Genomic DNA, 13,254 nt, shown 5'->3' with positions numbered 1-13,254 from the left:
GTTACTCCACGAGGCTATGCCTGCGCCAGCACCGTATGAGCCATGAATCAGCACATCGAGTGGCGGCTGCCCCGCAGCCCGCGCAGTGCGGGCCGCGCCCGTGCGCTTCTGGCCGAGCAGGCGAGGGACTGGAAGATCCCGGACGACATGACCGAGACGGCCGTACTGCTGCTCAGTGAGCTGGTGACGAACGCGTGCCGGCACGCCCGGGTCTCGCCGGGCCGTGAGGTGTGGACGCGGTGTGTGCTGGGCGGGGACGGGGCGACGCTGCGGGTCGAGGTGTCCGACGCGAGCGAGGTGCTCCCGTGCCCGCGTGTGGCCGCGCCCGACGACGAGTCGGGGCGCGGGCTCACGCTCGTGGCCGCGCTCGCCGACGCGTGGGGTGCGTATCCGCGGGAGTGCGGCATCGGCAAGACGGTGTGGTGCGAGGTGTCGCTGCTGCCCAGCCAGGAATCGGCCAATTCCGCTGATCTGGGCGGCAGCCTGGACAACTGTTGTGTCGTCCCCCGCGTCGAGTGAGGGCTTTGACGCCCTTGTCGGCTCACGGGATGCCCGGGGTCTTGGTGGGCTCCGGGCTCGGCGACAGCTCGGCGGGTCGTAAATCCAGTGTGTACAGCCGAAGGGGCCAAGCGCCACGTCGTCGATCATGTCGTCACCGGCCGGAATACGTCCTGTCCGGTGCGGACCCCATTGCGAGGCGCCCCCCAGCGCGAGGCGGCGCGCGCGGGCCGAGGACCTCGGTGCCTTGCCAACCGATCTGGTGTGCATGCTACTTCGCCCATCACAAGCGCGTATTCCGCATGCGTGAGCTGGCTGCCCACGAGCGTGCGGCGGTTGATCGCAGTCCGGCAGCGGCTCGTGGCGGTCACCCGTAACGCGGAACCTCAGATCTTCCTCAGGTCGAACGTTAGTTCCCCTACCGTTGCGGGTGAGTAGTCATATGATCACTCAGCGAGCTCGCGCTGACCACGTAAAGCTCACGCGACCCTCGGGTCGCACCATTCTGGAGGGGGAGGACCATGCGTAACGCGCGGAAAGTCGTTGCATTCGCCGGTGCCGTTCTGATGCTCGGACTGGCGGCAGCTCCAGCGCACGCAGAGAACTACCGCGACACCAGCCTGACCGGCTGGCGTCCGTGGGCGGAGTCCAGCCGGTGGAAGGACAACAACAGAGACGCTGTCAAGACGTCCGTGCGCTTCGCGGACTGCCACACCGACGGTGGTGGCGGCGGCCTCAACTCGGCAACCCTGGCCCTGTACAAGGACGTCTTCGGCCCGGATGAGAACAAGGGGTCCAGGACGAACAAGTGCAACACGTACACGTGGGGCGATGAGTCGGCCGGTGACTACTACTTCGTACTCAAGGGCTTCAACCCCGGTGGTGTTCTGACAGTGAAGAGCATCCGAATCAGCTGGTAGTGCTTCAAGTCGTCGCTCCCACGACCGTATGGTCGTGGGTGCGACGGCACTCTTCGCGTCTCATGCTCGAGCTGCGTGTGGAGATCGCGCGGCGGATTGATTTTGGTGCACATGACCTTGCACTTCAGCGACGTCAGCTTCCGTTACAGCCGCAACACTTCGGTGCTGAGTGGACTGGAGCTGTCCGTCAACGAGTCAGCAACAGTCCTTCTGGGCCCCAACGGAGCCGGCAAGTCGACTCTCATGGCGCTGGCGGCGTCGCATCTGTCGCCGGACAGAGGACGTATCTCGTGGCGGCGCAAGAGCCCTGTCGGCGGTCGCTCCACGAAGGCCTATCGCAGGGCGGTGGCATGGCTGCCTCAGACCGTGGTGGCTATACCGGGCCTGACGGTCCGTGAGCAGGTTGCCTATTCCGGGTGGCTGAAAGGCATGTCACGCACGGAGGCGTGGGACGCGTCGGCGGCAGCATTGCAGCGGGTGAAACTGACTGACCTCGCGGGGCGACGCAGCCACCAGCTTTCCGGTGGGCAGGCACGCCGCATGGGCCTGGCCGGTGCTCTCGTCCACGACAGCGAACTGATCCTGATGGACGAACCGACCGCCGGCCTGGACCCCACCCAGCGACGCGTCTTTCGCACGATCCTGGAATCCCTTGTCCCGGACGTGCATGTCATCGTCTCAACCCATCAGACCGAAGACCTCGCCGACTCCTACTCCCACGTAGTCGTGCTGGACCGCGGAATGGTGCGCTTCCAGGGCAGCACAACGGACTTCCACGCCTTGGCCGGCACCGCACACCAGGGAGCTCGTGAGCGGGCGGAGGCGGCCTACGCCCGCCTCGTACACGGGGAGGTCTGACGATGCTGCTGCGTACCGCGTTGCGCACCTCCTCGGCCGCCTTCGGACTGCCGCTCGCCGTGGTCTTCGTCTTTCTGGCGCTCTCCGACGACCTCACGACCTTCGTCACGGACAACTACTGGCCCTCTGCCATCGGAAGCGCCACCTTCGCACTGCCCTTCATCGCCACCGGCTGCGCAGGACTCGGTGCATGGGAAGGAGCCCGGCTGACAAGGGGCCAGGTCTTCACACAGACGACCGCGCGATCGCCCCTGGCCATCGTGACGCCCGTACTGCTGCCGGTAGTAGTGACGGGGCTGATCGCAGCGCTCACCGCCGTCGCCCTCACCACCAGCGCCTCTGGGACGACACCGTCGCTGTCCGAGACAGGCGTCGTCCTCGTCGAAGTCCTGCTGATCAGCGCCAACACGGTGCTCGGCTATCTCGTCGGCCGCCGGTGGCCAGCGGTCATCTCGGTGCCGGTGACGCTCGTCGCGGCATTCATCGCCAACGCCTACCCCGTGTCCTGGGACATCCTGTGGATCCGTCACCTCGTAGGGGGTGGGCTGCACAACTGTTGCGCCGTGGACCAGGTGCTGGACTCACGCGCGATGTGGAGCGCTGGGGTCTTCGCACTCACGCTCACACTCGCGGCAGGACTCGTGGTCCAGTTCCCGCGTCGCAAAGCCATCTTGGTGGCATCCCTGGCGCTCGCCATCGCCGGTGCGGCGACCTCTTCCTGGTTCGCGCACGATCTGACGGCCGACCCCGTGAGTGACAGACCGACCGCAGCTCTCATCTGCGAGGATTCCGCATCCGTCCGCGTCTGTCTGTGGCCCGAGGTACGCGACAGTGCCATGGTGAGAAGCGAAACCGAACGAGCCCTGACCCGGCTCACGACAGCCGGCGTCGACGCGCCGCCTGTCTTCACCATGGCGGCAAGCCCTGCCAGGGAACAGGCCAAGCTCGGGATCCTCCCTGATGCCACACGCGCGGAGATTCCCGTAGCGGTCGTCGCCGGGATCCTTCCGCAACCGCCGGAGTGCGCGGACACCCAGGACTATCCGGCAGGCGCCGCGCGAGAACCGCTTGCCGCCTGGCTGATGCTGACGGCCGGCGTGCCCGGTGACATCGTCTCCGGGCAGGTGACCCCGGAGGCGGCCACTCTCGCCCGCACAGTCACCCAGCAGCCGAGGAAGCTGCAACAGGCCTGGTACAAGACCAATCTCGTCGCCATCCAGTCGTGCACGACCAAGCCCGAGCTAAGCGTCGAGGGGGCCCGGTGATCTGGTGGCTGCGCGCACGCGGCGCGGTCGGCCTCCTCGCCACCGTCTGCCTCACCATGCTCGGAGGGCTCCTCGCCGGCGAAGCGGAACTGCCCATCCCTGTGCTCACCGGACAGTCGGGCACCTTTCTTGTAGGACACCTGATCACCGTCCTGCCCGCCGTCATGCTCATGTATGGCATGGGGCGCACCGACACAAGGGTCGAAAGCGTCGCCTGCCGCCCCATGCCCGGATGGAACGCAACACTGGGACTGGCCACAGCAGCGGCAGGCGCAACCGCTGCCGGGCTCCTGCACCTCATCTCAGCAAACGACATCACGATCGTCCTCGGACGCAACCTCACTGGCTACATCGGATGCGCCCTGCTACTGACGACAGTCCTCGGTCCCCGCATTGCCGCGGTCCTGACCACCGCACTTCCCCTGCTCTGCGCGGCCACGGGCTGGCAACGCGGTGGCCAGCCCGAACGATGGGCGTGGATCCTGCAGCCGGCTCAATCCTCCGCCGCGGCAGCAACAGCTGTCGGGCTGCTCGTCGTGGGTGCAGCGCTCGCTTCCGCGCAGATGCACGGTGCCCTGGCACGACTGCACCGACGAGCTGGAGCCTGAGGAACAGATCCGCGGTGGCGGATCCGCCGCTCAGGCTCCAGTCGTAAACCGCCACCGACCATAGCAGTGAGCAGCGGCTTCGAGATCGGCGACGGCGTGCGACTTCGCCAGGGGTGTGCTGCGCTTGATGCTGTGGACGCAGCGCCTCACCACCCGGAGGAACCATGTCCCACACGACGAAACCGTCCCGGCACCTGAGCGGTCTGCGGGACGCCCGCTACGGCGAGGTCATTCTCATCTCGCCGGACGAGGACGGTGGACTCAAGGCGGCCGTCTACAACACCTTCGGTCTCAACGACTGTCCGCCCGAGAAGTGGAACGCGCTCGACCCCCGTGCCCTGGCGGAGCAGTTCCAGGTGCCGATCGTGTTCCTGAACGGCCCCCGCTTCTGGACGATCGACGAGGTTACGACGTACGCGTGGGGGGACACCGCGATGTTCGACGGCCTGGAGGCCCGCTGGGCGGCCGAGCTCCGCATTCCTCCGGAGATCGACGTCACCGGGGCGACGGCGAAGAAGTACTACGTCGATTCCACGGTGGAGCGCGACACCGAGTACGTCCTGTCCGCCGGCAAACCGATGTACGCGCTGATCGCCCCGGGCGACCGGGCGTACGTGCTGCAGGCGTATTCCCACACCGTGGACGACAGCCAGACGATGGACTCCCTGGCCACACTCGGCGAGCGACTGAGGCTCCCGCAGGGCTGGCAGTACCGGGTCCACATCCCGGAGGTCGACGTGATCGTGCGGACGGTCGAGGGAAAGGCCCACGTCGTGCAGGACGAGCTGGAGAACACGTACATGCTCCTCGCGCGCTGAGTGGGCGAGGGCGGGCGCTGTAAGCTCGTCAATCCTTGCGATCCTCGCGATCTGTGCGATCCGTGCGATCCGGCAAACCGGGTGGGAATGGACCTGCTGCTCATGTGGAAGCGGAGTGCGACCGGGGTGCGCCGGCTGGGGGCGATCGGTGCACTGGCGATCGCGGCCGGAGGTACGGTCGCCGGGGCCTTGCCGGTTCGTGACCCGTGGGGGTTGTGGGTTCCGCACGGGTCCGGAGTGACCATCGCGGCGGCGGTGCTCGCGTACGCCGGGCTGACGCTGCTGGTCCTGGCCTGGTGGTCGTACGGGCGGCTGCTCGCGGAGCCGGACGGCCCCGGGGTACGGGACAGCCTCGTCACGCTCGGCTGGTGGGCCGCGCCCCTCGTGCTCGCGCCGCCGCTCCACAGCGCGGACGTCTACAGCTACATCGCCCAGGGCGCGATGGTCCTCGACGGCCATGACGTCTACACACACGGACCGTCGGTCCTCGCCCCGGACTCGCGCGGCGCCGACGCCGCGGCCAGTGTGGGCGGTCACTGGACCGAGACCCCGGCGCCGTACGGGCCGGTCTTCCTTGTCCTGGCGAAGGCGGTCGTGTGGGTCACGGGCGGGACGCTCGTGCCCGCCGTGCTCGGGATGCGGCTGATCGCCGTGGCCGCGCTCGTACTGATCGTCTGGGCGGTACGGCAGCTCGCCGTCGCCTGCGACGCGAGCGGGAGCCGCGCGCTGTGGCTGGCCGCGCTCAACCCTCTCCTGCTGTTGCATGTCGTCGGCGGGACGCACAACGACGGGCTGATGATTGGCCTCATGCTGACCGGCGTCGTCTGCGCGCTGCGCGGGCGCCCGCTGCTGGGCAGCGGGGTCGTCGCCCTCGCCATGATGATCAAGTCTCCGGCGGCCGTCGCCCTGCTCTTCATCGGCGTGATCGTCGTCCGTCAGGGCGGTGGCTCGCTCGTCCGGCGCGTACTGAAGGGATTCCTCGGTCCCGGCCTGGTGTCCGCCGCGGTCGCCGCCGGCGCCACGCTCCTCGGCGGCACCGGCTTCGGCTGGCTGCGGACGCAGAGTGTCGCCGGAACCATACACACGCCGCTGTCGCTCTCCAGCGACCTCGGTCAGGCCGCCGGGGCGCTGGCGCATGCGGTGGCGGGCGCGGACCTGGTCACCGTGAAAGGGGCCGTGCAGAGCCTCGGGCTCGCCGCCGCGCTCGCGGTGATCGCCATCCTGGCCTTCCGGACGCTGTTCCCGTGGCGCGGCCGTCCGGCCCTCCACGCCGTCCACGGCCTGGCTCTGTCACTGCTGGCGCTGGTCGCGCTCTCGCCGATGGTGCAGCCGTGGTACCTGCTGTGGGGGATGGCGGTGGTCGCCGCGACCGCCGCATGGGACGGCCTGATCGTCCGAGTGCTGATGGTTCTCTCCGTGAGCCTGGTGTACGAGACCGCGCCCTCGGGCCACACCCCGCCGTACGGCTTCGTGCTCGCCGTCGTCGCGGCCGTCGTCGCGGTCGCGGCCCTGCGCCGGCTGCCTCCGCATCCGCGTCCTGTGCCTGCGCCGGGCCCGTACCCCGGGAGCCGTGGGCAATCGACCGGACCCGCCGACGCCACCGGGGCATCGGCCACGGCGCGGCCGGCGCCATAGGGCGCATCCGCGGCCCGCGGCCCGCCGGGGTCCGGGCGGCCCCGCGCATAACGGACAGAATGTCGGGTTTGGTACCTGGCTTCGAAGTGGACTCCTTCAGTCCGTACAATCCGCGGCTATGACTCGACAGGAGAACGCGGTGTTCGTCGATGCCTCGGGGCGCAGGCGCCGCCTCATGAGGTATGCGTCCGTCGTCATGGGTGCCGCGTGTGTCTGCTTTGTCGTCATTGTCCTGGCCGGATTCTTCGGCGCCGGGCCGGCCGGCGGGCCGCTGCCCTGGAGTCAGAGCCGGCAGGATCCGCCTCCCGCGGTCGACGAGCCGACCCCGTCCACCGCCGAGTCCCGGGAAGCCGCCGACGACAAGGCCGACGCGGAGGCGGTCTCGGACGCGGCCTCTCCTTCGGCCTCCGCCACCAGGGGATCCGACGCATCGGGGAGCCCCGGTACCGACGGGGCCGGTCCGGCCGCCACCGCCACCACGGCGCCCCCGGCGGCAAGTCCTGCGGCGAGTGCCCTTCCCGGGAACTCCGGCAACGCGCCCCGGCGCAGCCCCGCCGCGGACGGCAAGGGGCCGAAGTGACCCGGCACGCCCTGCGCAGGGACCCCCGCGCTCACTGGGTGCTGCTGATTCTCACCATGGCTGTCGCCGCCACCGCCCTGATCTTCAGCGGCTACGGGCGGCACGAGATAGCCCCGACCGCCGCGCCCGCCGGCCGGTGCCCGGCCACCACGGCGTCCGAGTTCGCCGACGGGCCCGTCCTGCGGCAGGCCCCGAAGACCGGCGAAGCCGCCGGGGCCCGGATGCCTTCCGGCAGCGTCGCCCTCACCTACGACGGCGGCCCTGACCCGGCCTGGACCCCGCGCCTGCTCGACCTGCTGAAGCGGCACGACGCCAAGGGCACCTTCTTCCTCACCGGCACCCAGGCCGCCGCCCACCCCGATCTGGTACGCCGGATCAAGGACGAGGGCCACGAGATCGGCTCGCACACGTACACGGACGCCAATCTCGCCGGTCTCTCGGAGCCGCGCTTCCGTCTTGAGCTCGCCCTCACCCAGAACGTCCTGGCCGGCACCGCGGGCGTCGGCACCCATCTGCTGCGCCTCCCGCACACCGCGGACGTCGCCACCCTCTGCGGCGACATGGGCGAGGCGGCCCGGCGCGCCATCGCCGACGGCTATGTCCTCGTGGCCGCCGATCCGTCCGGCCGGGACGCCGCACAGGGCGCCGTCCGGCAGCTCACCGGCTCGACCGGCGCCATCGCCGAGACCGAGCGGCTGCTGACCGCCACCCGCGGCGACCGGGTCACGTACACGACCGTCGGTGCCGGTCTCGGGCTGCGGGGCACCACCTATGCCGTCTCCGGCGCCGCGGAGTGGAAGGGGGTCGCCGTCGTCCGCGCCCAGCAGGCGTCCCGGGCCTTCGCCGACGGCATGACCTGGTTCCTGCTCGTGGCCGGTGTGATCACCGCGGCCCGGCTGGTGATGCTGTTCACCGTCGCCCGTGTGCATGTGAAGCGCGTACGGGGCAGGCGCTCCCGGCGTCGTGGCGGGCCACGCTTCCCACCGCTCACCGACCCGGTCTCGGTGATCGTCCCCGCGTACAACGAGGAAGCGGGTATCGAGGCGACGGTGCGTTCGCTGCTCGCCTCCAGTCACCAGGCCGTCCAGATCATCGTGGTCGACGACGGCTCCACCGACCGGACCTTCGAGATCGCCGAGTCGATCGACGACCGCCGGGTCATGGTGATCCGCCAGAACAACTCCGGGAAGGCCGCCGCCCTCAACACCGGGCTGGCCTGGGCCCACTTCGACATCGTCGTCATGATCGACGGTGACACGGTCTTCGAGCCCGACGCGGTCTTCAACCTGATCCAGCCGCTTTCCGACCCGCGCGTCGGCGCGGTCAGCGGCAACACCAAGGTCGGCAACCGGCAGGGCGTCCTCGGCCGCTGGCAGCACCTCGAGTACGTCATCGGTTTCAACCTCGACCGCCGCATGTTCGACGTCATGGAGTGCATGCCCACCGTTCCGGGCGCGATCGGGGCGTTCCGCCGTGACGCGCTCCTGCGGGTGGGCGGCGTCAGCGAGGACACCCTGGCCGAGGACACCGACCTCACCATGGCCCTGGGCCGGGCCGGCTGGCGCGTGGTCTACGAGGAGTCGGCCATCGCCTGGACCGAGGCCCCCTCGACGGTGCGGCAGTTGTGGAAGCAGCGCTACCGCTGGTGCTACGGCACGCTGCAGGCCATGTGGAAGCACCGCGGCGCGCTGCTGGAGCGGGGCGCCGGGGGCAAGCTCGGCCGCCGTGGTCTGACCTATCTGCTGCTGTTCCAGACGGTCCTGCCGCTGCTCGCCCCGCTCGTCGACGTCTTCGCCCTGTACGGACTGCTGTTCCAGGGCGCGGGTCAGGCGGCGGCGGTCTGGCTGGCCTTCACCGCGGTCCAGGTCTTCAGCGCGGTGTACGCACTGCGCCTGGACCGGGAGAAGTTCGAGCCCCTGTGGACGCTGCCGCTCCAGATCTTCGTCTACCGGCAGCTGATGTACCTGGTCGTCGTCCAGTCGGTGGTCACGGCCCTGATGGGCAACCGCCTGCGGTGGCAGCGGATGCAGCGCACGGGTTCGGCGACGGACACCCTGGAGGACCGTCGCGCGGTGAACGCCTGACGTAATGCCAGTCGGGCAGGCCCACGCGGGTGGCTCGCCGCCGCCGCCGACGACGGCTCCTTCCTTGGCCGAAAAGGATGCCTTGATGGTGTGAGTTGGCCCCTCGACAATGCGCATGACAACTCCGGATTCACTCCGGTCACTCACGTCGCAAGAGGGGACCCCCACATGAACAAGCCTCTCGCCGCCGCGCTCCTCGCTCTCGCGCTCTTAGGAGCGGGTGCCGCACCCGCGATCGCGTCGACGCCCCCCGCCGACACCGGGACCCAGGTCAAGGCCGTCGACTTCGCCGGGACCGTCGCGCTCAGCAACTGTTCCGGTTCCGTGGTCCGTACGCCCGACTCGCAGCCGGACGACCCCGCCCTCGTACTCTCCAACGGCCACTGCCTGGAGACCGGCTTCCCCGCACCCGGCCAGGTCATCGTCGACCGTCCCTCGTCCCGCTCCTTCGGACTCCTCAACTCCGCCGGGAACAGAGTCGGCACGCTCCGGGCAAGCAAGATCGCGTACGGGACGATGACCGACACCGACGTCTCGCTCTACGAACTCACCACCACGTACGCACAGATCGAGAGCCGGTACCGCATCAAGGCGCTGGAGCTGGACGCGGCGCACCCGGTCGCAGGCAAGGCCATCAAGGTGGTCTCCGGCTACTGGAAGCGGATCTACAGCTGTGACATCGACGGGTTCGCCTACCGCCTGAAGGAAGGCTCGTGGACCTGGAAGGACTCGGTCCGCTACACCTCGTCCTGCAACACCATCGGCGGTACCTCCGGCTCGCCCGTCATCGACGACGCCACCGGCAAGGTCGTCGCCGTCAACAACACCGGGAACGAGGACGGCGGCCGCTGCACGGACAACAATCCCTGCGAGGTCGACGAGAACGGCAACGTGACCGTCCGCGAGGGCATCAACTACGGCCAGCAGACATACATCATCGTCCCGTGCATCGGCGTCGGCAACAAGATCGACCTGGGCCGTCCGGGCTGCACGCTGCCCAGGCCCTGACCGCTCACGGCGTCCTGCGGATCGCCTTCCCGGCCAGTACGTCCGTACGCTTCCCGTCCTCGATGACGAAACGCCCGTCGATCAGGACATGCGGAATGCCGGCCGGGAGGGTGCGCGGGGCGTCGAACGTGGATCCGGCTGCGACCGTGTCCGGGTCGAAGAGGACCAGGTCCGCGCGGTAGCCCTCGCGCACCAGGCCCCGGTCGGGGAGGCGCAGCCGGGCCGCCGGGCGCGAGGTGAGGTGGGCGACCGTCTCCTCCAGGGAGAGGACGCCCAGGTCACGGGCGTAGCGGCCGAGGTACTGCGGGAAGGTGCCGTACGCCCGCGGATGCGGCTTGGAGCCCTGGAGGATCCCGTCCGAGCCTCCGGTGTGCACACGGTGGCGCATGATCGCCCGGACGTTCTCCTCGTGGCCGACGTGCTGGAGGATCGTCGAGCCGAGCCGGTCGGCGACGAGCAGGCGGCGGGCCGTGACCCATGGCTCCTCGCCGCGCATCCCGGCCGACTGCTGGATCGTCCTGCCCACGAACGACGCCAGCCCGGGGTCGCTCACACCCGAGATCTCGATCGTGTCCCACTCGACGGGCACGCCGTGGCAGCCGTCCGAGCCGATGACCTCCAGATGGTGGCGGATCCGCTCGGCGGCCTGGTCGTCCCGCAGGCGCGCCAGCGTCGCCTCGGGGCCGCCCTCGCTCGCCCAGCTCGGCAGCGTCGCGACGAGCGTGGTGCAGCCCGGGGTGTACGGGTACGTGTCGAGGGAGATGTCGGAGCCCGCGTCGAGCGCCTCGTCGAGCAGGGCCAGCAGCTCCGGGGCGCGGCCCTTGTTCACACCGAAGTTCATGGTGGCGTGGGCGAGATGGAGGGCGCAGCCGGCGTCGCGGGTGAGGGCGACCATCTCCTCGTACGCCTCCAGGGCGCCGGCGCCGTACGAGCGGTGGTGCGGGCAGTAGTAGCCGTCGTAGGCCGCCACGACCCGGCACAGCTCGGTGAGCTCGGCGTCCTGCGCGTACATGCCGGGCGTGTAGGTGAGTCCGGAGGACATACCGACGGCGCCCTGCTCCAGGCCCTCGGCGACGAGCTGCTTCATGCGCCGGAGTTCGGCGTCGGTGGCCGGGCGGTCGTCCCAGCCGACGGCGTACATACGGACCGTGCCCTGGGGGACGAGGTACGCGGCGTTGACGGCGATGCCCTGGCCTTCGAAGTTCCGGTCCAGGCGGTCGAGGTACTCGCCGACCGTGCGCCAGTCGAAGTCGACGGAGGTGTCCTCGGGCGCGCCGCCGTTCCAGCCGGTGATGGACCTGCGGACCTCGGCGAGGGTGCGGTCGTCCACCGGCGCGTACGACAGGCCGTCCTGGCCCAGGACTTCGAGGGTCACGCCCTGGGCGGCCTTGGCACTGTGGTCGGGGTCGCGGAGCAGCGCGAGGTCGCTGTGCGCGTGCATGTCGACGAAGCCGGGGGAGAGGGCGAGGCCGCGCGCGTCGAGGGTGCGGCGGGCGGTGGGACGCGGCCCTTCGCCCTCGCGGCGTATCTCGCTGATCCGGCCGTCCTGGAGGGCGACGTCGGCGCGGTAGGAGGCACCGCCGGTGCCGTCGATGACGCGTACGTCGCGGATGACGAGGTCCATGTGCGGGCTCCTGCTCCCGTGCTCGGAGGCGCTCAGAAGAACGTACGGATGTAGGGGCGCTCAGAAGAACGTGCGGATGTAGTCGACGACCGTGCCGTCCGCCTCCACCAGAGGGATCAGCTGCCACTTGTCGAACGACGTGCACGGGTGGGAAAGGCCCATGCCGAGCCAGTCGCCGACCTCCAGGTCTGCGCCCTCCTCCGTGCGGACCCAGCCGTGCTGGTCGGAGAGGCCGGTGACGGTGATGCCGGTGGCCGGGCGGATCTCGCCGTCGCGGGCGTCCCGGACGACCTGGGCCTCGGGGAGGTCGAGGTCGTACGCGGCGTCGCGCTTGCCCGCGTTGGTGAAGGCCTGCTGAGGGGTGGGCCGGGAGACGACCTGGGCCCAGAGCCGGAACGCCGGCTCCAGCGCGCCCTCCTGCGGGACCCGGTTGAAGGGGGTGAGGTGCTTGTAGTGACCGTCGTCGTGGGAGACGTACGCGCCGGAGCGCAGCAGCTTCAGCACGGGGCGGGACAGTTCGGGGAGCTCCGCGAACACCTCGGCGACCGCGTCGAACCAGGCGCTGCCGCCCGCGCTGACGACGATCTCGGGGGCGTCGGCGAAGCGTCCGTCCTTGTCGAAGGCCGCGGCGAGAGCGGTGAGGCGGCGGAGCCAGTCCCGTACCCGCTCGGACGTCGCGTCCGGGACCTCGCCCTCGTATCCGGCGACGCCCACCAGGCGCAGGGTGCTCGTGGCGGCGACCGCGTCGGCGACGGCGGCGCAGTCGGCGTCGGAGCGGGCACCGGTACGGGCGGTCTCGCCCGCGCCGAGCTCGACGACGACGTCCAGCGGGCGGCCGACGCCGCTGTCGCGCAGGGCTTCGTCCATCAGCTCGACACCGCGGACCGAGTCGGCGTAGCAGACGAAGCGGAAGTCGGGGTCGCCGTCCAGCTCGGTGGCGAGCCGGCGGAGCGCCACGGGGTCGACCAGCTCGTTCGCGAGGAAGATGCGCCGGATGCCGAAGGCGCGGTAGACGCGGACCTGGTGCGGGACGGCGGCGGTGATGCCCCACGCGCCGCGCTCCAGCTGGCGGGCGAAGAGCTGAGGGGACATGGAGGTCTTGCCGTGCGGGGCGAACGCGAGGCCGTGGCGCTCGGTGTAGGTCTCCAGAAGGGCGAGGTTGTGCTCCAGGGACTCCGCGGACAGCGCGAGGACGGGGGTGGTGAAGCCGCCGGTGAAGAGGTTGCGGCGCTGGGCGGCCAGCTCGCCGACGGTGAGGCCCTCCGCGTCGGGCGGCAGCGCCTTGAAGCGGTGGTCGACGGGCTCGCGGTCCAGCTCGGCGAGCCGCTGGGCGGCGCTGTCGGCGGGCATATGAGC

Annotated in this window: 12 protein-coding genes; 10 read left to right on the top strand and 2 right to left on the bottom strand. The window is 70.1% G+C overall.

Annotated elements, in window-relative coordinates:
- The first annotated feature begins 42 nt into the window (after nucleotides 1–42).
- The 10 genes from ACZ6ZQ_RS16050 to ACZ6ZQ_RS16005 all read left to right on the top strand — a co-directional run bounded on the left by ACZ6ZQ_RS16050 (nucleotide 43) and on the right by ACZ6ZQ_RS16005 (nucleotide 10,274).
- Entirely contained in the window at nucleotides 43–519 is a 477-nt protein-coding gene (locus ACZ6ZQ_RS16050) for an ATP-binding protein (protein WP_469769149.1), read from the top strand.
- Between the two features lie 500 nt (nucleotides 520–1,019).
- Nucleotides 1,020–1,418 carry a hypothetical protein gene (locus ACZ6ZQ_RS16045; protein WP_469769148.1) on the top strand — a complete coding sequence of 133 codons (399 nt, stop codon included), beginning with the start codon at nucleotides 1,020–1,022 and terminating at the stop codon, nucleotides 1,416–1,418.
- Between the two features lie 111 nt (nucleotides 1,419–1,529).
- On the top strand, nucleotides 1,530–2,276 hold the full coding sequence (locus ACZ6ZQ_RS16040) for an ATP-binding cassette domain-containing protein (RefSeq protein ID WP_469769147.1): 747 nt from the start codon (nucleotides 1,530–1,532) through the stop codon (nucleotides 2,274–2,276).
- 2 nt (nucleotides 2,277–2,278) lie between these two features.
- Nucleotides 2,279–3,541 carry a DUF7224 domain-containing protein gene (locus ACZ6ZQ_RS16035; protein ID WP_469769146.1) on the top strand — a complete coding sequence of 421 codons (1,263 nt, stop codon included), beginning with the start codon at nucleotides 2,279–2,281 and terminating at the stop codon, nucleotides 3,539–3,541.
- Nucleotides 3,538–4,149, top strand: coding sequence for a hypothetical protein (locus tag ACZ6ZQ_RS16030; protein ID WP_469769145.1), 612 nt, complete (start codon nucleotides 3,538–3,540; stop codon nucleotides 4,147–4,149). The genes ACZ6ZQ_RS16035 and ACZ6ZQ_RS16030 overlap by 4 nt, the downstream gene beginning before the upstream one ends.
- Nucleotides 4,150–4,313: 164 nt before the next feature.
- Nucleotides 4,314–4,967 (top strand): hypothetical protein, encoded by a 654-nt coding sequence (locus tag ACZ6ZQ_RS16025; RefSeq protein ID WP_469769144.1) that lies wholly within the window; start codon nucleotides 4,314–4,316, stop codon nucleotides 4,965–4,967.
- Nucleotides 4,968–5,054: 87 nt separating this feature from the next.
- Nucleotides 5,055–6,602: a polyprenol phosphomannose-dependent alpha 1,6 mannosyltransferase MptB gene (mptB, locus tag ACZ6ZQ_RS16020; protein WP_469769143.1), complete on the top strand. Its 1,548-nt coding sequence runs from the start codon at nucleotides 5,055–5,057 to the stop codon at nucleotides 6,600–6,602.
- A gap of 118 nt (nucleotides 6,603–6,720) precedes the next feature.
- Entirely contained in the window at nucleotides 6,721–7,182 is a 462-nt protein-coding gene (locus ACZ6ZQ_RS16015; RefSeq protein WP_469769142.1) for a hypothetical protein, read from the top strand.
- A gap of 56 nt (nucleotides 7,183–7,238) precedes the next feature.
- On the top strand, nucleotides 7,239–9,266 hold the full coding sequence (locus ACZ6ZQ_RS16010) for a bifunctional polysaccharide deacetylase/glycosyltransferase family 2 protein (RefSeq protein WP_469769224.1): 2,028 nt from the start codon (nucleotides 7,239–7,241) through the stop codon (nucleotides 9,264–9,266).
- Nucleotides 9,267–9,434: 168 nt separating this feature from the next.
- A complete protein-coding gene (locus ACZ6ZQ_RS16005; protein ID WP_469769141.1) occupies nucleotides 9,435–10,274 on the top strand; it encodes a trypsin-like peptidase domain-containing protein in 840 nt (279 codons plus the stop codon).
- A gap of 4 nt (nucleotides 10,275–10,278) precedes the next feature.
- On the opposite strand, the gene ACZ6ZQ_RS16000 is transcribed toward ACZ6ZQ_RS16005, so the two are convergent.
- Nucleotides 10,279–11,898 carry an N-acyl-D-amino-acid deacylase family protein gene (locus ACZ6ZQ_RS16000; RefSeq protein ID WP_469769140.1) on the bottom strand — a complete coding sequence of 540 codons (1,620 nt, stop codon included), beginning with the start codon at nucleotides 11,896–11,898 and terminating at the stop codon, nucleotides 10,279–10,281.
- Between the two features lie 60 nt (nucleotides 11,899–11,958).
- On the bottom strand, nucleotides 11,959–13,248 hold the full coding sequence (locus ACZ6ZQ_RS15995; protein ID WP_469769139.1) for an alanine racemase: 1,290 nt from the start codon (nucleotides 13,246–13,248) through the stop codon (nucleotides 11,959–11,961).
- Nucleotides 13,249–13,254: the final 6 nt, after the last annotated feature.

It is taken from the genome of Streptomyces sp. NPDC053673 (assembly GCF_055585225.1).
The sequence above is the reverse complement of the archived record's forward strand: the minus strand, read 5'-3'. Positions and strand labels throughout refer to the sequence as shown.

Excerpts from the sequence above, each read along its gene's own strand:
- ACZ6ZQ_RS16050 (WP_469769149.1), top strand. The coding sequence starts at position 43 with ATGAATCAGCACATCGAGTGGCGGCTGCCCCGCAGCCCGCGCAGTGCG.
- ACZ6ZQ_RS16045 (WP_469769148.1), top strand. The coding sequence starts at position 1,020 with ATGCGTAACGCGCGGAAAGTCGTTGCATTCGCCGGTGCCGTTCTGATG.
- ACZ6ZQ_RS16040 (WP_469769147.1), top strand. The coding sequence starts at position 1,530 with ATGACCTTGCACTTCAGCGACGTCAGCTTCCGTTACAGCCGCAACACT.
- ACZ6ZQ_RS16035 (WP_469769146.1), top strand. The coding sequence starts at position 2,279 with ATGCTGCTGCGTACCGCGTTGCGCACCTCCTCGGCCGCCTTCGGACTG.
- ACZ6ZQ_RS16025 (WP_469769144.1), top strand. The coding sequence starts at position 4,314 with ATGTCCCACACGACGAAACCGTCCCGGCACCTGAGCGGTCTGCGGGAC.
- mptB (WP_469769143.1), top strand. The coding sequence starts at position 5,055 with ATGGACCTGCTGCTCATGTGGAAGCGGAGTGCGACCGGGGTGCGCCGG.
- ACZ6ZQ_RS16015 (WP_469769142.1), top strand. The coding sequence starts at position 6,721 with ATGACTCGACAGGAGAACGCGGTGTTCGTCGATGCCTCGGGGCGCAGG.
- ACZ6ZQ_RS16010 (WP_469769224.1), top strand. The coding sequence starts at position 7,239 with ATGGCTGTCGCCGCCACCGCCCTGATCTTCAGCGGCTACGGGCGGCAC.
- ACZ6ZQ_RS16005 (WP_469769141.1), top strand. The coding sequence starts at position 9,435 with ATGAACAAGCCTCTCGCCGCCGCGCTCCTCGCTCTCGCGCTCTTAGGA.
- ACZ6ZQ_RS16000 (WP_469769140.1), bottom strand. The coding sequence starts at position 11,898 with ATGGACCTCGTCATCCGCGACGTACGCGTCATCGACGGCACCGGCGGT.
- ACZ6ZQ_RS15995 (WP_469769139.1), bottom strand. The coding sequence starts at position 13,248 with ATGCCCGCCGACAGCGCCGCCCAGCGGCTCGCCGAGCTGGACCGCGAG.